The 22,772-nt window shown below is 46.3% G+C and carries 20 protein-coding genes; 5 read left to right on the top strand and 15 right to left on the bottom strand.

Annotated elements, in window-relative coordinates; genetic code table 11:
• Positions 1–23 precede the first annotated feature (23 nt).
• A complete protein-coding gene (locus tag EL84_RS28430; RefSeq protein WP_047843887.1) occupies positions 24–1,226 on the bottom strand; it encodes an MFS transporter in 1,203 nt (400 codons plus the stop codon).
• A 316-nt stretch (positions 1,227–1,542) separates the two neighbouring features.
• Positions 1,543–2,502 carry a helix-turn-helix transcriptional regulator gene (locus EL84_RS28435; RefSeq protein WP_047843888.1) on the bottom strand — a complete coding sequence of 320 codons (960 nt, stop codon included), beginning with the start codon at positions 2,500–2,502 and terminating at the stop codon, positions 1,543–1,545.
• A 321-nt stretch (positions 2,503–2,823) separates the two neighbouring features.
• Between EL84_RS28435 and EL84_RS28440 the strand changes: the two genes are divergently transcribed.
• Entirely contained in the window at positions 2,824–4,410 is a 1,587-nt protein-coding gene (locus EL84_RS28440; protein WP_047843889.1) for a choice-of-anchor I domain-containing protein, read from the top strand.
• Positions 4,411–4,543: 133 nt separating this feature from the next.
• On the opposite strand, the gene EL84_RS28445 is transcribed toward EL84_RS28440, so the two are convergent.
• Both EL84_RS28445 and EL84_RS28450 read right to left on the bottom strand, forming a co-directional pair.
• The gene (locus EL84_RS28445) at positions 4,544–4,756 is read right to left on the bottom strand and encodes a hypothetical protein (RefSeq protein ID WP_047843890.1); all 213 of its coding nucleotides are present in this window, start codon (positions 4,754–4,756) and stop codon (positions 4,544–4,546) included.
• A 146-nt stretch (positions 4,757–4,902) separates the two neighbouring features.
• A complete protein-coding gene (locus EL84_RS28450; protein ID WP_047843891.1) occupies positions 4,903–7,146 on the bottom strand; it encodes a carboxylesterase/lipase family protein in 2,244 nt (747 codons plus the stop codon).
• Positions 7,147–7,801: 655 nt separating this feature from the next.
• On the opposite strand from EL84_RS28450, the gene EL84_RS28455 reads away from it, so the two are divergent.
• Both EL84_RS28455 and EL84_RS28460 read left to right on the top strand, forming a co-directional pair.
• Positions 7,802–9,454, top strand: coding sequence for an alkaline phosphatase (locus EL84_RS28455; protein ID WP_047843892.1), 1,653 nt, complete (start codon positions 7,802–7,804; stop codon positions 9,452–9,454).
• A gap of 155 nt (positions 9,455–9,609) precedes the next feature.
• Complete coding sequence (locus EL84_RS28460) at positions 9,610–9,975, top strand: VOC family protein (RefSeq protein ID WP_047843893.1); 366 nt, start codon at positions 9,610–9,612, stop codon at positions 9,973–9,975.
• Positions 9,976–10,094: 119 nt separating this feature from the next.
• On the opposite strand, the gene EL84_RS28465 is transcribed toward EL84_RS28460, so the two are convergent.
• From EL84_RS28465 to EL84_RS28480, 4 genes are all read right to left on the bottom strand, one after another.
• Positions 10,095–11,303 (bottom strand): GNAT family N-acetyltransferase, encoded by a 1,209-nt coding sequence (locus tag EL84_RS28465; RefSeq protein WP_235431598.1) that lies wholly within the window; start codon positions 11,301–11,303, stop codon positions 10,095–10,097.
• 196 nt (positions 11,304–11,499) lie between these two features.
• Positions 11,500–12,978, bottom strand: a complete 1,479-nt coding sequence (locus EL84_RS28470) for a methyl-accepting chemotaxis protein (RefSeq protein ID WP_047843894.1) — start codon at positions 12,976–12,978, stop codon at positions 11,500–11,502.
• 303 nt (positions 12,979–13,281) lie between these two features.
• On the bottom strand, positions 13,282–14,325 hold the full coding sequence (locus EL84_RS28475; RefSeq protein ID WP_047843895.1) for a pectate lyase: 1,044 nt from the start codon (positions 14,323–14,325) through the stop codon (positions 13,282–13,284).
• 290 nt (positions 14,326–14,615) lie between these two features.
• Positions 14,616–15,458: an AraC family transcriptional regulator gene (locus EL84_RS28480; RefSeq protein WP_047843896.1), complete on the bottom strand. Its 843-nt coding sequence runs from the start codon at positions 15,456–15,458 to the stop codon at positions 14,616–14,618.
• A 114-nt stretch (positions 15,459–15,572) separates the two neighbouring features.
• Here EL84_RS28480 and EL84_RS28485 point away from each other — a divergent pair, with 114 nt between their 5' ends.
• Positions 15,573–17,558 carry a beta-galactosidase gene (locus tag EL84_RS28485; RefSeq protein ID WP_082219153.1) on the top strand — a complete coding sequence of 662 codons (1,986 nt, stop codon included), beginning with the start codon at positions 15,573–15,575 and terminating at the stop codon, positions 17,556–17,558.
• A 123-nt stretch (positions 17,559–17,681) separates the two neighbouring features.
• On the opposite strand, the gene EL84_RS28490 is transcribed toward EL84_RS28485, so the two are convergent.
• From EL84_RS28490 to EL84_RS28520, 7 genes are all read right to left on the bottom strand, one after another.
• A complete protein-coding gene (locus EL84_RS28490) occupies positions 17,682–18,824 on the bottom strand; it encodes a DUF4179 domain-containing protein (RefSeq protein ID WP_047843897.1) in 1,143 nt (380 codons plus the stop codon).
• Positions 18,814–19,362: a sigma-70 family RNA polymerase sigma factor gene (locus tag EL84_RS28495; protein ID WP_235431599.1), complete on the bottom strand. Its 549-nt coding sequence runs from the start codon at positions 19,360–19,362 to the stop codon at positions 18,814–18,816. Before EL84_RS28495 ends, EL84_RS28490 begins: the two co-directional genes overlap by 11 nt.
• Positions 19,363–19,534: 172 nt before the next feature.
• Positions 19,535–19,936 carry a hypothetical protein gene (locus tag EL84_RS28500; RefSeq protein WP_047843898.1) on the bottom strand — a complete coding sequence of 134 codons (402 nt, stop codon included), beginning with the start codon at positions 19,934–19,936 and terminating at the stop codon, positions 19,535–19,537.
• A 36-nt stretch (positions 19,937–19,972) separates the two neighbouring features.
• Complete coding sequence (locus EL84_RS28505) at positions 19,973–20,299, bottom strand: hypothetical protein (RefSeq protein WP_047843899.1); 327 nt, start codon at positions 20,297–20,299, stop codon at positions 19,973–19,975.
• Positions 20,300–20,313: 14 nt separating this feature from the next.
• Entirely contained in the window at positions 20,314–20,961 is a 648-nt protein-coding gene (locus EL84_RS28510) for an SMI1/KNR4 family protein (RefSeq protein WP_047843900.1), read from the bottom strand.
• Between the two features lie 28 nt (positions 20,962–20,989).
• On the bottom strand, positions 20,990–21,670 hold the full coding sequence (locus tag EL84_RS28515) for a hypothetical protein (RefSeq protein ID WP_047843901.1): 681 nt from the start codon (positions 21,668–21,670) through the stop codon (positions 20,990–20,992).
• A 28-nt stretch (positions 21,671–21,698) separates the two neighbouring features.
• Entirely contained in the window at positions 21,699–22,166 is a 468-nt protein-coding gene (locus tag EL84_RS28520) for a DUF6386 family protein (RefSeq protein WP_036617374.1), read from the bottom strand.
• Positions 22,167–22,354: 188 nt separating this feature from the next.
• Between EL84_RS28520 and EL84_RS28525 the strand changes: the two genes are divergently transcribed.
• The gene (locus EL84_RS28525) at positions 22,355–22,732 is read left to right on the top strand and encodes a PilZ domain-containing protein (RefSeq protein ID WP_036617371.1); all 378 of its coding nucleotides are present in this window, start codon (positions 22,355–22,357) and stop codon (positions 22,730–22,732) included.
• The last annotated feature ends 40 nt before the right edge of the window (positions 22,733–22,772 follow it).

The raw sequence follows: 22,772 nt of genomic DNA on the forward strand, positions 1-22,772 counted from the left end.
TTTGATCTTCTGACTTTGTCTGACTATAACGAATGAATGGGGTCCGTTACAGTATTGGATTCATTTTTCCTCATTCCCAGCATCATGATTGCCAGCAAGACAACCAGAACAGCTACGAGCATAAATGGAACATGTTTGTCCACCTGATAAAGTGTCGTTGTAAGTAAAGGCGTAATGACGGCGGATATCCCCTGAATCGCTGCTACCAATCCCGCTGCACCTCCCTGCTGTTCTTTGCTAACTGCCAGCGAAGCACCTGCCATGAACCCCGGCATCATCAGACCTGCACCCATGCCAAACAGGAAAAACGAGAAATAATACATGGATAACACATTGAAAACCAAAAACAGGATCATGCTTGCGATCAGGAAAAGGGAACCAAGCAAAATCATCGGACGTGGCTGCCATTTCAACCATTTCATCTGAATGACCTGCATGATCAACATCGCTGCTCCAGAGAACATGAGTCCAAACGAAACCATTCGGGCCGTCGCCGCTGAGGATAGAGCCAGTTGATCCTGAAAATAAAATCCCCCGACAACCTGTAGTGTCATGATACCCATCATCGTGACCAAGCCGGCAGCAAGGTACATTCGTAAACCGCGTTGGAACGGGTTGACTTTAGGCGGTTTTGCCTGAATGACCGGTTTGGCTGACGGGATTAACAGCAAGGCAATAATAAACGCAGCTATCGCTATAAAAATGCCGAAATAAAGCGGCCAGAGCAGACCGATAAGGGTAAATGCTCCTGCAATCGCAGGTCCAAATACTAGGCCAAGTCCATTCGCAGCACTGATAATCGCCATCCCGCTTCCCCGCTCCTCCCCTTCTGTCACATCACCCATATAGGCCTGGGCAGAAGAAAGTACGGCCGGAATAAACATGCCAATCAGACTGCGCGTCACAATCAGAAGGGTTAACAGTAGCCCTCCTCCGATCCATGCATTTAATCCCCCGTACAATGCCAGTGCAAATAATGCACAGCTCACAGACATTCCTATGAACCCAATCAATATGATGGGTTTTCTACCCTTCAGATCACTCCATCTGCCCCATACCGGAGCCATGACAGCCATCATAATGGACCCAAGCGAGATAATAAGACCGGAATGACTTTCTTTCATGCCCAACTCGCGAATAAGTGGTGGCATAATGGGTGCAATTAGCATCAGACCCAACATGGCTGCAAATACGCTAAAAAAAATACTTCCTCTGATTCTATTCATGTTTGTACACTCCTCTATATTTCAGTACAGTACCCACTGTACCTGGAGTATACAAGGCTGAATGAATCCCCACTGCCTCTATACGGAACAATTCACGGCAAGCCGGATTTATTAATCTTATTTTAAATAAGATCAACCCTTAAAACTTTACACCAGACCACTACGATTACAGTACCATCTTCCGATCGCTGTTATCACCGGATTTCCGTGATTCCCTTCTATTAAAGGGAGAAATCCGTTGATAAAGGCGAACGCTCCGCTTCTCCAGACTGGTTCTGCACTCTTCGTTCTCGTGTAAAGTTTCTGTTCATCTTATTTAATAAATTTTTTTCATCTCTGAGGGCTTCACGCCGAATTTGCGATAAAATTGCTGCGAAAAGGCACTGACATTACTGTAACCGACCGCAATCGCGGCCTCGGTGACGTTGTTATCCTGATTGCGCAGCAACTTCATGGCGTTGTCGAGACGAACCTGACGCAAATATTCGAACACCGTGCTTCCGAAAAGTGCCTTGAATCCTTTTTTTAATTTAAAATCGTTAAGACCTACCTGTCTGGACAATGCTAGCAAAGATGGAGGATCTACCATACAAGCCTCCATAATCTCCCGTGCCGTATGTAACTTCCGGATGTCCTCTTTGGAGAATCCCGCGGGGATTGGCGCCAGATCAAACAGTTGGATCATAAATCGATTCAAGATCTCCAAGGCTGTTGCTTCCATCATTAAGGATGATCGATAACTATTGTTTAATTCCACAATCAAACTGTCGATCATTGTTCGTATCCGGTTATCCAATTGAAATACAATCGGCTTGAACACTTTTCGTCCCAACACCTGATTAAACGCAATCGACTTGAAACCGCCCAGTTGCGCCGCAGCATAATTGAACAGAGAAACTGGAATCCCCAGCGAAAAGGACGTATACAGTTCCCTTGCCGGAGGATGAAACCACGCTTCGAAATCATGCATAAAAATAAGGGCCCCTTGCCCTATCGATAATGAATAATCCTGACCGGATATATCCACATTTCGCTCTCCTGACAAGGCAAATTGCAATTCCACAATGGGCGTTTCGGACGCAAAATACGTAGGATAAGGCTGATGATATTCAACCTGGGAATATAAAATCTCAATGCCACTGTATGTCGTTACTCTTTTAATATTGCCACTGCCCGCCTTGGGAGAGAGCAGATACGTGTGTTCATCTTGCTGACTGTAAGGCTCCTGGGTCAGGTAATGCTGATATACTACGCCTAATGCATCATCCGTGCGCACGGGTATTCACCTCGCCTATATCTTGATCAGACTTGTCAGTAAAGAAAGCCTGAATTAATTGATAATGATTCTCAATTATAATTTTAGCGTATTTTCTCCCGTTCGACCAGTCCTATATATATGAAGGTTCACTTCTGCTTTTTTCTTCATGTGGCAACATCATTTTATACGCTAACTTACATATCCAATTTGGAAAAATATCTCTTCTCTAACCTTTTACACAAATCGCAGACTTCTCTTACCTTACCTTAACATTAGCTCCCTATACTAAAACAATTGTATAACTCATTACACACGAAACGATAAAGGGGATCTGGAACATTGAAAAAGAGAAATCAATGGCTTGCCGTTCTGTCGATGACTGCCATTCTTACCGCAGGAGCAACCAGCTACACATCCATGATTCATGCCGCTGACGCAACTAAACCCGCCAACGATCATGTCGTACTGCGCACAGCCATCCAAAATATGCAGGGTACGGTCACATGGAACGGAAGCAGTCGCAGTGTTGATATCCAGATCGCAGATACTAAAGTACAACTTCCAATAGGAACGTCTTCAGCCACCATCAACGGTGTGAAAACCCCTTTGGACAGTAAAAGCTACATCACCAAAGGTACAACGTATGTATCTTCCCAAACGCTAAAATTAATTACGGATCAACTGATCCTGAAACAAAATAAAATCGGTTTTGAACAGACCGCATCGTTTCAGATGCCCGGTGGCAAAGCAGAAATATCAGCCTCCACGCCAGATGGACAGCGCCTGCTCGTAACCGAAGCGGACAATGGTAGCATTGCCATACTGGATATTGCTGACTTGAAAAACATTAACGTATTAAAGACAGTCAGCTTCCATGACCTCTCCGCCAAAGCTGAAGTCACAAGCGTAACCGTGTCCAAAGATGGCAAATACGGTCTTGCTGTTATTCGTACAGGGGATACAGACAGTGAAGCAAACAAAGGATTGCTTGCCATTGTCGATCTAACAACCTACAAAACCGTAAAAACGTATGAACTGGGCATTGGTCCTGACTCGATTGCACTGTCACCTGACGGTCTGCATGCGGTGATCGCGATAGAGGATGAGGAGCTGAATACAGCTGCGGATGAAATTGACTATGCCAACACCAAACGTCCGGGTAGCATTATGGTAGTATCTTTTGCTGGCGGGAACGTATTGGAGGGTGAGATCACCAACTTACCGGTCTCTCTGGACAAAGTAAAAGGTGCCATCTATCCTCATGATCCACAACCAGAGTATGTTGCTATTAGTCCAGATAGTAAAACAGCAGCCATCACGCTACAGGAAAACAATGTCGTTGCCATCGTAGATCTGGAGACAAAAAAAATCAGCTCAATCTTCGCTCTGGGTACCACTTCACATCAAGCAGATCTGAAAGATGATGGTATCGTTCAGTTTAAAGAGACATTGACCGCTCGTTATGAACCGGATGGGATTGCTTTCTCGGCAGATGGCAAATACCTGCTGACAGCTAACGAAGGGGATTTGGGCAAGAATGAATTTGAGGATGGTGTAAAAGCAGGCGGACGTAATATTGCTGTCTGGAATTTGCAAGGCCAGCGGATGTACGATAGTCAGAATCTCATTGACGAGGCAACCGCTATGGTCGGCTTGTATCCGGATGATCGCAGTCCCAACAAGGGAAGTGAAGTGGAGAACCTGACCGTTGCTACTGTAGACGGCACTACGTATGCAGCCGTAGCTTCCGAAAGGGCAGATGCCATTTTGTTCTTTGATCTTGCTGATCCGGTCAATCCGGACTACCTGGGTCTGATTCCTACAGCCGGAGAATCACCAGAGGGAATTCATCGTGTTAACGGACGTAGCCTGTTTGTGAGTGCAGATGAAAGCACGGGAACACTTAGTTTTTTTGCCAAGAAATAGTTCGAGTGCCCTCAGTATGTAAAGGCTGAACTGAGCGGTGTCACGTTGTATTGAGTAGGTGGGGCGAAAAGCCCCTATCCTCTCATACTATTGTACGCGCTATTCCACGTACCCACATATAATGCTGCAAAGGTTATCGACGCTTCATATTTTCCAATTCCCGCCTGTTCCGCTCTACTTCCTCTTGTAACACTCGTACTTCCATCCTTAATGCGGATACTTCCTCTTTGACGCCAGACCTCTTCATCCCAAGATAGAAAACCAGATATAATACAACACCAATCATAATAAAGAAAATTAATAGCGTTATAATACCTGCAATACCAAAATTACTAACTCCATCCATAATGTACGTTCTCCCCTTTCCCATATCTTATTAATTTATATTTACAACAATACCATATTTAAGTATAACGAACAGTACAAAAAGCCAAGAGAGCATGCTCCCTTGGCTTTCAATTTATCTATATATACCTTCCTATCCGGTGATCCTTATTCCCAGAAGAAACGCCCTGCGAACACTTTTTCCGTCAACAGTTTATACGTTTCTTCAGGCAATTCTTTTTTCATCTTTGCCATAACGGCTTCTTTGCCTTGGTTATATTGTGTCGACATGCCAATCTCTGCCGTTGTATTGCTCGCATCCAGACGCATGATTGGGGCTTGAGCATCTTTCGTCCAAGGTGTCCATGCCGCTAGATCAGGTGATCCACCCGTACCTGGATTGCCTGTGTACAGGAACTGCTTCAGATATGCTGCCATCGCGGCGGACAACTGATCACGTCCTGGTTTGTTTGTATCGCTAAAGTACCCATCAGGGAAGTAGGCAGCAATTCCGTCTGCGTGTCCTGTATAGAAGTCCATATCCGCACCATGTGGTGCGCCCAGTAACGTGAGCAAACGCTCAGAGATGACCCCAGGTTGTGTGCCCCATGCAAAACGATACGCATATACCGGTGGCTGACCTGCTTCACTGGTCAATTGCTCCGCTACACGCTCTGCATTAAAGCCTGCATAAGCTTCGCTACCGTATTTCAACGCAGCAGCATATTGTTCCGCCTTGGTTTTATCAGTAAACAGAGTCTCATCCGTGATGGATGGAGAGAAGTTTGGATCACCGAAGGCAAAACCGGAGAACTCCGTTTCCAAGCTGCCGAGCAATACCGGTACTTTTTTATAATTGCCATTATTGATGGCGTCAAATCCTTCTTTTGGAATCACTGTGCCATCACGGAATAGATGCGGGAATGGGTCCATACGGATTGCGGTTGCACCAAACGCTGTGACCAGCTTGTCCGCAGGCAGTGCACGCAGGTAACTCTCTCGCTGTGCCTGAGACTGCTTGCCAATCCACGCTTTTGCTTCTTCTGCGGTAGCCGCTTTCCCCTCTTGCACCAGTAGCTTCACAAGTACATCCTCGGATTTTTGCTCGCCTTCTTCTGGTGATGCTGTCGTCAATCCTCCGCTAAAAGCAACTGCTTTTTGATACAATCCTTTGCTAAGTGGCGAGATCAGCGTTGCCAGTACATCACGTGCACCAGCAGATTGTCCGGCCAATGTAACATTGCCTGTATCTCCGCCAAAACCTTCAATATTATCCTGTACCCACTCCAATGCACGGAATGCGTCAAGCAGACCATAGTTACCTGAGTCATCCAGGGCATTGCCTGTTTTCAGCGCTGCATTTTCGAAGAATCCAAGGGCTCCCAAACGGTAATTCACTGAGATGATAATGCTGTTGGTGCTCCGTGCAAGCTGTTCACCCTGAAAATCTTTGCCTGATCCGGTCATATTCCCACCGCCGTGCAGGAACACCATAACCGGAAGTTTCGAACTGGTTGTGTCGGGACGCCAGATATTGAGATACAACGAATCTTCGCTTCCCGCTGTAGTCTTGCCGGAGATCTGCAAGCTGTTCGCTGCAAATTCCTTAGCCGATCTCGTTCCTGTCCATGATTCCGGTTCTTGCGGGGCTTTCCAGCGCAGTTCCCCTACCGGAGGGGCCGCGTAAGGAACACCGAGCCAACCGAGCGTCCCATATTGCTCATAGGTTTTGCCATCAATCGCGCCATACTTGGTCTGTTGCACCGTATGAGGTTGGAACGCCCCAGCTTCTTTATGTTTCAACCAACTCTGCTCCAAAGTTCCACTGCCATTCTTGAGCTGTATCTGCAAAGCCTGTGCGGTTGCCTCTGCCATCAGGCGGTTGGTAAGTTGACTCACTCCCTTCCCTTGAAGCGCCATGATTCCTTTCCCAGCCGCATAGGTGGAAGCCGATCCCTGCTCATAATCCGTACCTGCTTCATATCCAAGCACCTTCAGTAGCATTTCGGCATAACCTTCCGCTGTAAGGGGGGCATTAGGTTCAAACTTCTCCGTTCCTGTTACGATCTCAGACACATATGGATGCTGCTTCAAGTAACCAACGACCGGTTGTAATACTTTGCCTGCCTGAGCCGCATCGTCATACGTTTCCGTTCCCTGATAAGCGAGTGCTTCTTTCTCCAATCCGGACAAACGCAAGTAAAGTATTGCGGCCTGAATGCGTGTGGCCTTTTTGTTCAGATAAGCTGCATTAACACCTTGACCGCTGCCGCGAATAAGCTCGGATTGGATCAGCTTGTCCATCGCTGCTGAAGAAGAAGGTCCTGTATTGCCTGCTGCATAAGCTGGTAGAGCGGATACACATAACCCCAGAATGGTTGCTACAGCAATCGAACGTTTAATGGTTTTCATGTCATAAATCTCCTCGCTGTCGAATAGTGTGTGATGGGATAAGTTCATTGGAATGTCCATTTGAGATGCGTATCTAAGAATCAGTATTCCAATGTCTGGATGAGTCTATATCTCTATTTAGGAAAAAATTAAATCTGCTGCGCTCCTTTCTGTTCGAAATATCTGCTACGGCGCTTGCGGTCATGCCATCAGGCATTTTTTTATATAAAAAAACCTGAACCGAAGGCAAACAGACATCGCTTTAGCGTGGTCTACTGCCCTCAATTCAGGTTTTGCCTGCAATCAGTAACAACCCTGAGGAATGAGGTTCATTCCATATGAAAATGTAAACGCAATCAATCGTTTAATGAACAAAGAACCAACGAATGAACTGACACAGGTATTGCCCTAAACACGGTTACAATCCTGTTGTTATGGTGATGTTAGCACATAATGTAAGCGTTCGCAATATCTTTTTTTAATCGTCACTATATGATCTTTGAACTGTCTCTTAATTCGTCGACTCCTCATTTTGTCCAGTTCACCTGAATTCCAGCATCCATCACTAATCGTAAATTTTACATATAGTTAACCCATTTCATACGTTAGTTTAGCAATTGTTGTATACACTTGGTTTGGGATACCAACTATACATATATTCTAGGAGGATGCATTCATGTTAAACCGGTTTAATGTCCGTGCAGCCAAAATGATGCTCGCGGTGACAACAATTGTTACGGCTACACTCGGAGGTAGCAGTGCAGCATGGGCTGTGGAAGACACCACCTCAACAACATCTGCATCACCGATCAAAAATGTGATCATTCTGATTCCTGACGGTATGGCTAACGATGCTACCGCTCTGGCTCGCTGGTATAAGGGCTCGTCCCTGACACTGGACTCCATGGCAAGCGGCATGGTTCGGACACACTCCGCCGATGCGCCGATTGCCGACTCAGCTCCTGCCGGAACTGCTTTTGCAACAGGTTATAAATCTCATACCGGATTTGTTGGTGTACTGCCGGACAAGGCTACCATGCCTGGGCAAAAGGCTATTGCGCCTGGAGACGAAAGAAAACCGATCGCTTCCGTGCTGGAAGCTTCCAAACTGGCGGGTAAAGCAACTGGCATTATCGCTACATCCGAGATTATGCACGCCACACCAGCGGACTTCTCCTCTCACTATCCGGACCGTAAAAACTACGATGCACTCAGCAAACAACAAGTCTACAATGGTATGGACGTTGTGTTGGGTGGAGGTAGCAAATATCTTGAGCCAGCCGGACGTAAAGACGGCGAGAATCTGATTTCGTCCATTAAGGCACTGGGTTACGATTACGTCACTACACCAGCTGCAATGAAAGCATCCGATTCGAACAAACTGTGGGGTATGTTCGCACCCGCAGGTATGGCTTATAATATGGACCGTGATCCTGCGAAGCAGCCAAGTCTTGCCGAGATGACATCCAAAGCCATTGAAGTTCTGTCCAAAGACAAAGACGGCTTTTTCCTGATGGTCGAAGGCAGTAAAGTGGACTGGGCAGCTCACGCCAATGATCCGATTGGCATTATCAGTGACGTGCTGGCTTTTGATGATGCCGTAAAGGTAGCCATGGATTTTGCCAAAGCCGATGGAGAGACTGCCGTTGTGGCTGTTACGGACCATGGTAATGGTGGACTCACCATTGGTAACAACGCAACTTCCGGCACTTATGACAAAGAGCCGTTGTCCACATTTATCGGACCTTTGAAAAAGGCCAAGCTGACAGGCGAGGGCGTTGAAGCGAAGCTGAATGCCAAGCGTACAAACATCAAAGCAGTGATGAAACAATACTATGGCATTACGGACCTGACTTCCGAGGAGATCGCCACCATTAAAGCGGCCGAGCCGGGCAGTCTTAACTATGCAATCGGTCCAATGATCAGCAAACGCGCAGGGATTGGCTGGACAACCGGTGGTCATACAGGTGGAGATGTTGTGCTGTACACGTATGCTCCGAACAATGACCGTCCATTCGGTGTGATTGATAACACGGATGTCGCCAAATATATGGCACGTGTACTGGATCTGGATCTCGACAGCGTGAGCAAACAATTGTTTGTACCTGCCAAACAGGCATTTACAGCCAAAGGCGCGACGTACAAGCTGGATCTAACCGACACCAAAAATCCGAAGATCCTCGTAACAAAAGGCAACACCAAACTGGAACTGCAAATCTACAAAAATATTGCACTGGTAAACGGCAAAAAGACAGCATTGGAAGGTGTAATTGTTTACAACGGTGTAGAAGCCTTTGTTCCACAAACGGCCGTTGATCTGATTCAATAATTCGTTAGAATGACCGGAGATTACACCATTTGGCTGCCGAATATTTCGGCAGCTATTTTATTGTTTACTGATAAGGAGTAGGTTCCTGCTAACACCTATCGTATAATGAACGTAACAAAAATACATATCATGCAAGAAAAAGGAGAGATTCACCCATGTTGATCAAATTAAACTGGATCACGCTGAGGGTCAGTAATTTGGAAGCTTCGCTCGGGTTCTATCACGACATGCTCGGACTTACCATTCAGCGCAGATTCGAAAGCCGTGGACGGCAGATTGCCATGCTGGGCATGGAAAATGAAGCCAGACTGGAACTGATTGAGGGCAGTGAATCCATTCTTAAAACAGAGGCTGGCGTGTCGATCGGTTATGAGGTGAACTCGCTGGATGAAGCCATGGAACGACTGGCAGAACTGAATATTCCGATTGTGCGTGGCCCCATCCAGCCCAATCCGCATCTGCGGTTTATTTACATTACAGATCCAGATGGCTTTGAGGTGCAACTCGCAGAGCATGTCTAATTAGGCGATTGCGCACAAATGTGCGTATCACAATAACCAGTTGTTAGTGCGTGTTTGCAGTCAAACCAGATGCAAGCTCATACCTGCATCGGGCAGCGTAAGCACGTTTTTGTGTCTGTTTACAGCTTCATGCGGCGCATCAGCGGCACACCTATGCGATTCAACAACCGATCAAGCAGCAGCCAACACCAGCGTCTGCCCCACGAAAGGTGGCGCTCATACACAGCCGAATATTCAAAATCCGCCACAGCACCGCGATTGCGCTTGAACTGCGCAGCCCCGGCGCTCTCATGTAACAGATTGCCGTTCTCGCGGGCCTGTCCGATCAGACAAGCCGATAACATGCGGTATAGTCCGACGGATTGGGGCACCGCCGTATCGTAACCAAACAGCGGCGTAGTCATGATTCCATTTCGGCAGAAATAACCCATCACCGCGTCCAGGCACCCTTCCTTCCGCAGTCCATAGAGTCTGAGTGTTCCTGATGCCATCGCAGCAGCAATGAATCGCTCGGTGAATTGTGGATTGTGATAGGAGTATTTTTCAAGGTATAACAGCTTGTATAACTCCACGATTCGCGGAATATCTGCATCCGTCATATCTGACTCGGAAACGAATTCGTAGTCGTGCTTGGCCAATAACTCGTAATCCCGCTTCAACAGCCAGCGTGACTTCGAGTTGCCAAAATTCGGATCATGCGCATGGTACAGGTAGATTTGTCGGCTCGGAATTAGTCGACACCCCACTTCCGTTAGCCTCGCCGTCAGATCGGGATGAAGTCCAGGGCACAAGGAGCGAAATACAATGACATGCTCAGGGTATCGCTCTTGTACCGCTGCAAGCAAACAAGCCGCCTGTTCACCTGACATGGCTGGATACAGATTGGTGGAGAACAGCCAGTTGTTCACATGCACAACTTTGTTGATCTGTGATTGCTTCATTCCCCAACCTATTAAACTGAGCAGCACAGAAAGACCTTTTTCCAACACAGGCTTCTGCAACATGGTCAATTCCTGCTTGGCGTAACTCACATAATGCGTATATGGCGAACAAACGTAAGCATTATCATACTCTGTATCATTCACCGTCAGCGGAATAACGAGATCATCAATCCGGGCGAGCAACAATGTCGTTTCCACGTTAGACATAAAGCTTTGGGTCCCGTCCAGCATCATAGGTTCCAGATAAGCTCTGGCATATCTGCCATCCTCCGTATCGGGCCAGTCCATGTCATTGAACGATTGCTGATCATAAAAACGTACGCGTGCAGCCCTATTATCATTCCTAACCTCATATGTACTGTCATCACAGTCCAATCTATCTTTCATTCCTTTATCCTTCAACCTTCTACTCCCCCATGAGGTTACATCTTCTTTTAACTACTATTTACAGTTTCAGTTCTACGCTCTTCATACTCTACACATCACTGTATAGGAAAAAAATGTCGGCATCAAGCTGTATTCCAGATAAAAAAAGCCCGTCTAGTACGCTAAATACGTACCGACAGGCCCTCAACTATTAATATTAAAGTTTATTCTCAACGGAAGAAGCCTGATGATCCGAGACTAACTCATTCAGGTCTACAATCAGTTGCTCCAATTCTCCAAAGCTCTCTACCATCTTCTGTGTCAGGTTACGTTGTTCTTCCATGCTCGCCAGAATCTCTTCTGTCGCTGCACTGGATTGCTCCGTTACACTCGAAATCTCGGAAACTTCATTCACAACTCTGGTGGAAGATTTCTTCATTGTAGCCGAACTAGTCTCGATATCTGTCGCTTGATTCAACACATGCTGAGAGTTGCTGTTGATCGTACGGAATACTTCCTCTGCTGTATGGACACTATCTCTTCCTTGTTGTAACGATAGACGAATACGTTCGAATCGATCTGTCAGTGCCTGCGTCTGTCCTTTTAATCGAGACAGGATGGTTCCGATATCACTTGCGGACTGACCCGAGTTCTCTGCCAACTTGCGAACTTCCTCTGATACAACAGCAAACCCGCGTCCATGCTCACCCGCACGAGCGGCTTCAATGGCTGCATTAAGCGCGAGCAGGTTGGTCTGACTCGCAATATCCGCTATGCTGTTCAGCATAAGCGTCATGGATTCACTTTCCTCGTTGAACTTTCGCATGTCATTTGCAGTTGTATTGATCGTTTCATATAGATCTTGCATCTGGATGTTTAGCTGGTCCATCTGTGTGCTTCCAGTTTGCGTGCTCGTTGCCATACTTGCGGACAACTCTTTCATCTGCTGGGAATACGAAGCAACGTCCTTGATATGCTGATCCGATACAGATAAGGATTCCGAGATCTCGGCCACACTGGTCGCCTGGAACTCAACACCTTTTGCAACCTCACTGAACCCAAGCGTCACCTCATTGGTGATAGAGCCGGTCGCATTCACTTTTTCCTTCAATTGATCCGTATAACGTGATAGACCTTCGACCGATTCCTTCACACGCTCCAGCATGGTTTCCACTCTTTGCTTAGAATGCTCCACCTCATTCTGGCGTACTTCACTTTCATGGAAGAGCCTTTGATTCAGCTGTGAGACCAGCATCAGAATGGCCCCCGTGAGAGCGAATAGTCCCACATTAACGATATTGCCTATTAGCTCAACAGAGTCAACGGTATTCATAACAAATAACTGAAGAACACTGTTGATTAGTAATACCGAAAATCCAACCACAAAAAATTTCTTGTTAGGAAATAACAGTAGAACTGCGGTTATAACCAAACTTAAGGCAAAATTGACCGTTCCCCAACCGACATATACTCCACATATTGTAAGTAATACAGTAATCAGCCATGGAATGAGATGAATATGTTTCTTTTTCGCATTAGCGTATGTAATCCAAACTACAAAGACTAGAGCTACTCCATTGGACACAAGTAACTTCGGCATCGTAAAGGCCAGCCCCATACCAATGGCAATAATAATCCACAAAATGATACCGATTAATTTGTTCCTTTTCCAAATAATTTCGTCCATACGATCCATGCATACCCCGTCCTTTTATGTAGGTTAAATGTAAGTTGTAGGGCCTTTCTGTACTACATCTAGTAGTCTTTGGTCCTGCTTATGTGCAAATCGCAAATACGCAGCGCCTTAGCATAGTACATATTAACTTCATAAGTATGAAACCAGCGCTACTTTATGTATATCGGTATTCAACATTTAAAATGAATATGAAATGTAAAATGATATGTAAGCATATCATTTTACAAATAAAAAAAGGCCTGTCTTATGCGTTGTGACGCACAAGACAGGCCTTTTTGGTCATGAATCGATGTGTAGCAGCTCTTACTTTCCGAATACAAGTGTTGTATTGGAGGAGCCTGCATACTTGGTGACGAACTCACGCGCGTAGCTGGCACTTTCTACCTGATAACTGTAATTGGAGCTTGGTCTCCAGTTCGTTTTAGGAGAAATCGGACTATTAAGCGCTGGTGTACTGCCCGTATCCGTAAACTCACCTTTTCCTTTGTCATCCAGGATGCCTCCCTTTTCAGCGCCAGCACCAAAGTAGTTGTTTTCGGAATAAATCCGTGCTTTTTCACCAATTGTGATGGCCTGATTAAAGTTGTTTGCATAATTGTTTTTGAGATGGAAGTAACCATATCTTAAAAGCCCAGGACCACGTACATATAAATTTTCGAAGTAATTGTTGGACATCGTCACATGAGGTACTCCATTGTAACTGCTGTTACCATCATTTGGATGACCGAGGATGACGCCATACTTATGGTTCGCAAATTTGGAATTGCTAATCGTAATATAGTCGGCGCGATCGCCAATATACAGAAGTTTGTCCAGATCACTACCGCCAGAGCTGTAGCTGTGACCAGCAAACGTCACATGATCAATCCAGTAATTGGAGCCTGAAGTGATATACATCTGGATATCATCATTGGCATTAATATTGGAAGCGTGTTCAAAAGTCAGATTCTGAAAAATCACATTGTTTGAACTGCTTGTGGATCTGAAATGAATATTCGTTAATGTATGTTTGCCAAAGGAACCTACAAGTGTCTTGTTCGCTCCGAATTCAACCTTTTGCAGCGTGGAGGAAGAAATATTCTGTTCAACGACGACAATCTTGGCTGTAGAGCCCGCCATATGTGTTCTCAAGTCATTGAGATTACTAACGTAAACCACCTGACCGTTCTTGCCACCTGTCGTAGCTGACTTGGATACACCATTTTCATTCTTGGCACTGCCTGCAAAACCAGTCAACCCGTTCGTACCTGTGTTTGGATAACTGGCCGCACCATATGTAGACGGGGCTGTGGAGACAGTTAACAACAATAGAGTTACAGCGAGTAAAAGCATCGAAAATTTCTTCAAAATTTCACCATCCTTTATAATATTATCCTCAAAGACAACTCGATTATATCGTGTAACTTTGGCTGTGACAATACAAAAATTGCAAAAAGACAATAATTATCATTTTTATGCAACAGCAGATCAGATATAGTGAAAAAACATAAAACCAGGCCATTCGTTCACACAAAATTGAGCCGCTAATTAGCGGCTCTATTAACGAGTACTATGTGATACAACTAGGAACCGATCCGCCCTCGGATCAGATCCTAAAGCCTCTGACGAAAAACCATTCGCTTGCGAATAATAATATGTCACGACTTCTGATAGCTACGGCGGAAGGCGCCAGGTGTGATTCGTTCCAGCTTCTTGAAGATGGCTCCATAATAGCTGGTCGATTCGAAACCGACTTGACGAGCGATATCCTCCATCCCGCGTTGCACATTATCGAGCAGCAGTTCCTTGCTCTTGTTGACTCTTACCTGATTAACATAGCTGATGGGACGAATACCTGTCGTTTTCTTAAACAAATGACAGAAATATTCTGGTGTGACACATATCAATCCAGCAAGCGTTGGCAAAGTAATCTCTTCAGCATAATGTTGTTCAATATAGTCCAGAACCGGCTTTATTCGCTCATACTGCTGTCCGACGGTATCGCTGCCCTCAACAGATACGCGTTGAATAATCTCTGTCAATAAGGTATAGAGGACAGCGGAGCAGGCGTAATTGCTTAATGTCTGCTCTTGTGGTGTTAAGGCAGCTTGCAGCAGCTCCCGCATTCGGGATAGAAGGTATTCAGGTTGTGCAAGCGTGTATACGCATGTGTCGACAATGCCCACGGTTTCAAATAAGTTTGCTGACCCGTTGCCATCGAAAATGATCCAGTCGACTTCCCAACTGTCGGATAGCGCATAGTATTCGTGCTTCTGTCCAGGGAATAACAACATGCCCATACCTGGCTTGACGATATGTTCCGTTTCACTTAACTTGAGCTTACCCACACCGCTGCGGCATTGTATCCACTGATAATCCTCAATGCCTTGGTCTCGGCGGATATGCTCCTGTTCATGATGCAGGCCGATGCCAAGTAAATAAAAAGGGAGCAGCTTGTCTCGGGCAGATAACACCGGAAAATTACGATTGGGATGAGGCATACGACTAACTCTCCTGATCTTAATATTGTTATATTATATTAATTATTTAAGATATTCACTCGAATTAATATAACATATAATCGCAATATATTGATAAATAAAGGAGATCACAGGATGACAATTAAGATCGGAATTGATTATTATCCAGAGCAATGGACCCCGGAGTTATGGGAGAAAGATGCCATACTTATGCAACAGACAGGGGTTGCAGTTGTGCGAATGGCGGAGTTCGCCTGGAGCCGAATGGAACCGACTGAGGGTAATTATCAGTTTGAATGGCTGGATGCGGCTATAGAAGTATTCGCTTCGCGTGGTATGGAAATTGTGTTATGCACTCCCACCAATACCCCGCCAAACTGGATGACAACCCGTTATCCGGATGTGCTGCCCATGGATGAACAACGCCACATCATTCGGCCAGGTGTGCGTGGACATCGTTGCAACAACAGCCCTTCCTTGAGAATGCTGGGCTCCAAATTTGTGGAAGCGATATCACAGCGCTACGGTAAGCATCCCGCCGTTATTGGCTGGCAAATCGATAACGAGATGCACTACCAGGAATGCCATTGTGATACATGTAATCGTTCGTTTGTCGCTTGGCTGCAAAAGCGTTATTCCAATCTGGAGGAGTTGAACCGGGAGTGGGGTACGGTCGTCTGGAGTGGTGAGTACAGCAGCTGGGCTGAGGTAACAACGCCACTCGGTGCCAGCAAACCGATGAATCCTTCTTATCTTCTGGAGTACAAGCGGTTTTGTTCTGACAGCGTAGGCTATCTGCTGGGATGGCAGCTTGAGATTTTACGCCGTAACTGTCCAGATCAATTCGTGACGCATAACATGTGGCAATATCCGAATAGCCTGGACTATTATGATATGCACAACGAATTGGACTTCGTCTCTGTTGATTATTATCCGAATGAGCTGTATCGCGATTATGGCGATCGGTTTCCGAGGAACGGAGCGCTTACGCTGGACTTGGTTCGCGGCATCAAACGCCGGAATTTCTGGGTAATGGAACAGCTCAGCGGAGCGCAGGGCGCCTGGATGCCGATTCAGCGCACCCCGTATCCTGGACTGATCCGAGCTCGCTCCTGGCAGACAATCGCCCGCGGTGCGGATATGGTCGTCCATTTCCGCTGGCGGAGTGCAACCGTCGGAGCGGAACAGTTCTGGCATGGGCTGATCGACCACAGCAATGTTCCTGGACGCAGGTTCAGGGAGTTTGCAGAGCTTACTCGCGAGGTGAACCGGTTAGGAGAAATGCTCGCCGACTCAACCATTGTTACCCAGGTTGCTATTCTGCATTCGCATGATCAGCACACAGCGCTTTCCCTTCAGCCGCAGGCGGAAGGGGGAATGCACTATATAGACAACCTTTCCTCTATGCATAATGCATTTCTGAAAATGGGTGTAGGTACAGACGTTATCAACTGGACTGAGGAGCTCGATGGGTACAAGCTGGTCATTGTCCCTTCCCTCTTCCTGTTAAGTGAAGAAGTAGCACAGCGGCTGGAGCGATTCGCAGCCAAGGGTGGTACGGTTGTCCTTACCAATCGGACTGGCGTGAAGAACATGAGGAATGTATGTGAGATGCTGCCTCTTCCGGGGCTACTGGGTGAAGCGGCGGGTGTTGTCGTAAGTGAATATGATGCCATCGGCAACAGTGAGCATCGGATACGGAACGCGGAGGGCAAGACTTTCGCTGCGAAGCAATGGTGTGATCTACTGGAACTGCGAGGTGCAGAGCCGATCGCCTGGTATGACAACGACTTTTACGAGGGTGTACCGGCGATTACTGTCAATAAGCTTGGTGAAGGTGAAGTGTATTATGTCGGCACTTGGCCGGAGCCATCGTATTTCTATCAGTTGTTTGAAGACATATTGAAGGAAAAAGGGTTGACGCCCGAGATCCAGCTTCCGGAAGGTGTCGAGCTTTCGATTCGAACGAAGGGGGAGCAGAACTTCCTGTTCCTGATCAATTTGACGAATGAGCAACGAGAGATTACGTTGGACGTTCCTTATCATAGCTTGTTGACTAGCGAGAGATTGAATCAGAAGTTGACCCTTCCAGCTCTGGGAGTAGATATTCTAACTGTATAAGATCAGCAGCTTGTCATATTTAAGAAGGGATGTCTCACAAGGCTTACGACCTTGCGGGACATCCCTTCACTTACTTCACTAACGTCTACCAATTCGAATAAGAGTTATTCCAGTTAGTTCATCTTATTTGATTTTGATTTTCAGTTCATCCTTCTTGGCTTCTTGTAAATCATCGTAGACCTTATCTGGTTTGCCACGAAGTATTAATATCATTGACTCCGGATTGTCCAGCAGATTGCTGCTGAAAGAATACATCATTCCGTCTTCCGTTCCGCTCCCGCCTACCATGGATAACTTGGTCTGCTTCCCATTCCTGGAGATCGAAATGATTTCGATAGGCCAAACGATCTCGTTGAGCGACAACTTCGTTTTGTAGTCCATCTCTTGATCAGGTGCATGGACAAATTTGACCCGCGTTACTAGCGGAGACATCTCCACCTCCGACAATAAGACCTCATAGCCTCCAACGGTAAAGGTCCGATTAACGTTGATGATTTCCGTTTTGGGGATAGAGAATTTGGGATCCAGTGCAAAAGAAAGATTCATTTTTTTGGAATATTTATATTTCCGTTCCTTTTCCCCTTTTTCTGAATTTCCCACCACATCTGGAACAACGGAAGAAAGCTGGAACTGAAGATTCACTTGCTCAGGGAGCGGTTTATTTCGATTACGCTCAATTGTATTCCGGCCATAAATGGTATGCTTATCCTTCGAAAAATGCATACCTCCTATATTTCCGTTATCAAGGACATAACCTGTTCTTGCATCCGTCATCTTGGTATTGACTATCGAATAAATCTCTTGCGAAGCATCCGTTCTGGCGGTATACAATACCGTTATCCTGTTCTCATCTGCCAGAACCGCATTCACGGTAAACTGATATATGCCCGATGTAACCGTCCGATCCACGAGTTGCACATAATCATGATTTAGCGTTGAAGTAATCGTGGCACTATCCATATCCGAAGTTAGCAGGCCACGAAAGGGCTCTAGTACACCCCAATGGGTGACAGGCTCAGTATATGTTGCCGGTTGTTGCCCATAGTTTCCAAGCGGGCCCGTAAGAAACCAACCTGCAGCAAGGACCGTGACCAGCACTGCCGTAATCCATTTGACACGAACGATCCTACCTGATCGTCTTGTTCTGGCCTTTGCGATACCACGTTGAATCGCAGCAGTCGTGTCCGCCGGATTCCACTGCTGTTTCTCTCTTTTCACCTGATATGCGTCTGCAAGAAGTGCTTTCTCCTCCGGGTTAGTGGTCATGCCAATCCCTCCTGTTCTTCATCAACTTGCGCAACTGCTGGAGTCCCTTGTGCTGCCAGGTCTTGATCGTCCCTTCTGGTTTGCCAAGGATCGAGGCAATATCCGTCAGTGTCATGTCGTTATAATATTTCAGCAGTAGTACATGGCGATATTTCGGTTTCACCTTTTGCAAAAGAGATTCCATAGCGATTCGATTATCGTCAACACTAATCATCCAAGATGCCGGAATGCTGTCCTCCATATCCTCCTTCGCCAGAGGTGTCGCCCGCTTGCGGCGCCTCTGTTCATCGATGCAGACATAGATGAGAATCCGAATGATCCACGACTTGAACGCCTTCTCATTATTCAGCGTACGACGTTTGATCCAAGCCCGGCACGTCATCTCCTGCACAGCTTCCAGCGCATCTTGCCGGTTACGCAGGTAGCTATAGGCAATAGAAATGAGCGTATCTTGATGTTCCATAATGGATTGCACAAATGCCGTCTCGTCTTCGGTCTGCACATAGATCCTCTGGTTTATCTCTGCTTTTGTTTCCACCCCGCATCCCTCCTTCTCTCTCTTTCTGTGGTATAAGACGGGTGAGTGAAGCAAACGGTTTTTATTCATCAAAAAAAGCTCCGCCATCATCATGAGGGAGCTTGATTACATAGCACTTCTGCCGCAGGTATACTGAATTACGTACACGCATGACAATCCAAGATCAACTAACTTACAAGTTGCCGGTAACTTCGATCCCGTCAGCCAATTGCAGATGGTTCCTCACCCAAGCTGTGAACTGATTCAAAAACATCCGGAATTCCGGCTCTGCAACCACCTGTTGATCCAACTCTGATAAAATCCCCACCCACACTTCCTTTGTAATCGGATTCTCCCAGCAGGGATCAAATGTCTTCATCTCTTCTCCAGTTCGCGGGTCAGTTAAGGGAAATGCGCGATCCAATGCAGGACGAATGTAGTCAAAGTCTTCATTATATATGAACAGCATGTCTTCCATCTCTACTTCAACCGATTCTTCTATGTATAAAGGGGATAAAACAAAACCCACATTCCGCTGTGGACCTTGATACTGATAGATGAGCGCAGGAATTGTTTTCTTTGATTTTTTAGCCATATATGCTCCTCCTGTTTCAGGCAAATCTTCTACCGATCAGAGTTCAAACCAGATTAATCCACCACCAACCTGCCTGCCTTCTTGCTCCATCTGTTGCATCCAGCTCCGCCCCTCTTCACCCCAGATATGGAACAAACAGTAGATATACAATTCCCCATCCACAATCTCTTCTAAACCAGAGGCCTCTTCTATGCACACTTCAAGAGCTATAGGCCAGGAAGGATCTTCACGTTCCAATACAAAGCCTTTGGTTTGGTGTTCCAAACTATACATGTCGGTAAACGTTAATGCACCTGCCAGACGCTTCACAACTTCAGGTAAAATCACAGGCTCTGTTGCTCTGATTCCATATTCCCAGCCCATATGTACAACCTCCTTCAGACTTCGTTCGCTTCAGAATTTTGCTTTTGTTCGTGCATTTGATGAATCGAACGATCCAACCACAACTCATACCAGTCCAGAAAATGCAGTCGATTCGTATTACCCCAATACTGATCAGGATATATTCCATTTCGGTTAGCCCGGTCATCAACCCAGATTTCTCCGTAGGAAGCTCCTTTAACGATCAGATTCATGGAGATGCCACACCCAAAATCACTGATGCGCAGCATGCCTGCTGACCATTTTGGATCAAGATATTCGTGTTCCATCACTTCCCATTCCTCTTCTTCCTTGCTGTCATCAAACCAATCATAGTTCCAGTTCCATGCTTCCGTGAATTGAAAAGGGTCCGAGATTTCATTCAGCTCATCATCATAACCAAGCACAGCGTATACGCCGTCATCCGGGTTTTCCAGACCATAATAAGGTCCTGCACCACCCGCTCCCATATGAAGAAGCCATACCTTATACTCCTCCGGCAACTCAATTCGCCATTTCTGTTCAAATTGCGCGATATCCTCCTGCGTCCATACAGGTGCCATTTCATATTCATGGTTTTCTGCACCAAACAGCTCCAGATCCGGGTCCAGACTTCGGAGAGTGATCAACTTTTCACGCATACGCTCCAGTTGCACTTTGTACATGGCTTCCCTACCTCCCTTCTTTACTCTGTTAAGTTTGTTCGACGGGGTACCCGCGTTGCTGCAACTCACCCAGTGTGGCTGCCACATCTCGCTCAGGACACAACTGCTTAATCAGTCTGGCGGTCACCGGTTTTCCTTCATATACTTCAGCTACGGCTTCCAACGGCAGATCCGGCAAGTCATAGTACCCTTTGGCCCAATCAGCGTAATCTTCCGGGTTTTTTTCCAAATATCCCAGTAAAAATTCTGCGCCACCTCTGGCGTCCGCTTTGTCTTCCTTGGCCATCGCCATCTGAATCCAGTTACCAACCTTCCATGGCAAGTCGTTCCCTTCCTGCCATAGGCAAAAGGTCACATCCTCCATATCCAACGTTTCCTCATGATCTCGCAGTACAGCCATCAAGGCCTCCGGCACTTCATCGTACATGCCCGGATAGATTTCTCCGTCCTCACGAGCATGTGGGCTCAAGGGTGACTCATGATCAAATCCTTTGATCAACGTGCCTGAGTTCGTAAACAAGACATGCAGATGATCACCTGCGCCGTTATTGATGTTTCCCCATGCCAGACCTGGCTGAATTTTATCTTCATAATGATGAACGCGTAGCCATTCTTCCTCCGAAAAAATGATATCCAAAGCAGCGAGTATTCTCATCCGTTTACGCAGGGCATCTGCATTCATCATCGTTATCTCGTTCCATTCCTGCATATGAATCCCTCCTGTTCGTATATGTACACTATATCCGGATTAATTCATCCAGCGTGTTATTTCCCTGAATACTTGGTGTCATGACAATGGTGATCCGACTGGCTTCTCTGGAGACGATACACGCATAATTTCCCGGCTTTAACTGAAACAGAACCCCTTCACACGTCTCATCCGGCTCCAATTCACCGCCAGTGACATCATCCGCCGCTCCCAGATAGACGTGCCCAGACGGAACTTGCAGATGATACACCTTTTCCCGTTCCGCTGCGTGATCTGGATCTGAATCCTCCTCCACATCCTCCAGGCTCCATTCCACCTCATACACTCCATCCGCACCCAGATTCAAGAACAGACAATGACCTGCATTCACCTCAGCCAGCTCATCCACTGGAATGGACCACCAGTCCGAAGTATCCTCAAGCCGATGTTTTAACGCTGCCAGATCATACAGGCACAATGTTGCCGTATCTGTAACCATTTGAAATGTTCCTCTCATATTCACCCGTCCCTTCTGTCTGATCCAAGTCTGACCTCAGAAATATATTCCATCATTATATCAAGCCTGATGCACGTGTAAAAGGAACCCACGGACCATCTCTGCTTGCGCAACTCTTCATTTCTCGCTCCAAATGGTCGATATAAGCATAACTGACTTTTTTTGAACCTGATGGAGGAAGCCAAGCCATGTCAATTAACAATAGAAAAGAACCCTTTCGATACACATTGAAGGAACCGATCCACTTTGAGATCTATATTCTCAGCATCAACGGGGTTAACGCACCAGCCAAGCCCATTCAGGCTGAACTCTGTGACATCAGTCGATCCGGCTGTCAGCTGTCATTTCCGCTATCCCTTCCTGTAGAGAATAACGATATTCGGATTGGAATGAATATGCTGCTCTTTGAAGACCCTCTATATATGGAAGGCACTCTCCGTTGGGGTCAAGAAAAAAATACCTCATGGCACTATGGTGTTCAACTCGAAATGCAGGATGGGAACCAGGACCGTCTATCTAGAGAGATGCGAATGCTTGCAGGACAAGGCAAAATTATCGTGAAATAGCCATATAGCCTGATAACAAAAAACAAAAAAACAGCCCAAT

The sequence above is a fragment of the Paenibacillus sp. VT-400 genome, from assembly GCF_001029205.1.
GTDB lineage: Bacteria > Bacillota > Bacilli > Paenibacillales > Paenibacillaceae > Paenibacillus > Paenibacillus amylolyticus.

Bases quoted from the DNA above. Each gene is read 5' to 3' on its own strand.
- EL84_RS28460 (WP_047843893.1), top strand. From the start codon at position 9,610: ATGTTGATCAAATTAAACTGGATCACGCTGAGGGTCAGTAATTTGGAA.
- EL84_RS28505 (WP_047843899.1), bottom strand. From the start codon at position 20,299: ATGGGCTGGGAATATGGAATCAGAGCAACAGAGCCTGTGATTTTACCT.
- EL84_RS28430 (WP_047843887.1), bottom strand. From the start codon at position 1,226: ATGAATAGAATCAGAGGAAGTATTTTTTTTAGCGTATTTGCAGCCATG.
- EL84_RS28510 (WP_047843900.1), bottom strand. From the start codon at position 20,961: ATGTACAAAGTGCAACTGGAGCGTATGCGTGAAAAGTTGATCACTCTC.
- EL84_RS28455 (WP_047843892.1), top strand. From the start codon at position 7,802: ATGTTAAACCGGTTTAATGTCCGTGCAGCCAAAATGATGCTCGCGGTG.
- EL84_RS28500 (WP_047843898.1), bottom strand. From the start codon at position 19,936: ATGGCTAAAAAATCAAAGAAAACAATTCCTGCGCTCATCTATCAGTAT.
- EL84_RS28485 (WP_082219153.1), top strand. From the start codon at position 15,573: ATGACAATTAAGATCGGAATTGATTATTATCCAGAGCAATGGACCCCG.
- EL84_RS28445 (WP_047843890.1), bottom strand. From the start codon at position 4,756: ATGGATGGAGTTAGTAATTTTGGTATTGCAGGTATTATAACGCTATTA.
- EL84_RS28520 (WP_036617374.1), bottom strand. From the start codon at position 22,166: ATGAGAGGAACATTTCAAATGGTTACAGATACGGCAACATTGTGCCTG.
- EL84_RS28470 (WP_047843894.1), bottom strand. From the start codon at position 12,978: ATGGATCGTATGGACGAAATTATTTGGAAAAGGAACAAATTAATCGGT.
- EL84_RS28490 (WP_047843897.1), bottom strand. From the start codon at position 18,824: ATGACCACTAACCCGGAGGAGAAAGCACTTCTTGCAGACGCATATCAG.
- EL84_RS28465 (WP_235431598.1), bottom strand. From the start codon at position 11,303: ATGAAAGATAGATTGGACTGTGATGACAGTACATATGAGGTTAGGAAT.
- EL84_RS28450 (WP_047843891.1), bottom strand. From the start codon at position 7,146: ATGAAAACCATTAAACGTTCGATTGCTGTAGCAACCATTCTGGGGTTA.
- EL84_RS28525 (WP_036617371.1), top strand. From the start codon at position 22,355: ATGTCAATTAACAATAGAAAAGAACCCTTTCGATACACATTGAAGGAA.
- EL84_RS28480 (WP_047843896.1), bottom strand. From the start codon at position 15,458: ATGCCTCATCCCAATCGTAATTTTCCGGTGTTATCTGCCCGAGACAAG.
- EL84_RS28515 (WP_047843901.1), bottom strand. From the start codon at position 21,670: ATGCAGGAATGGAACGAGATAACGATGATGAATGCAGATGCCCTGCGT.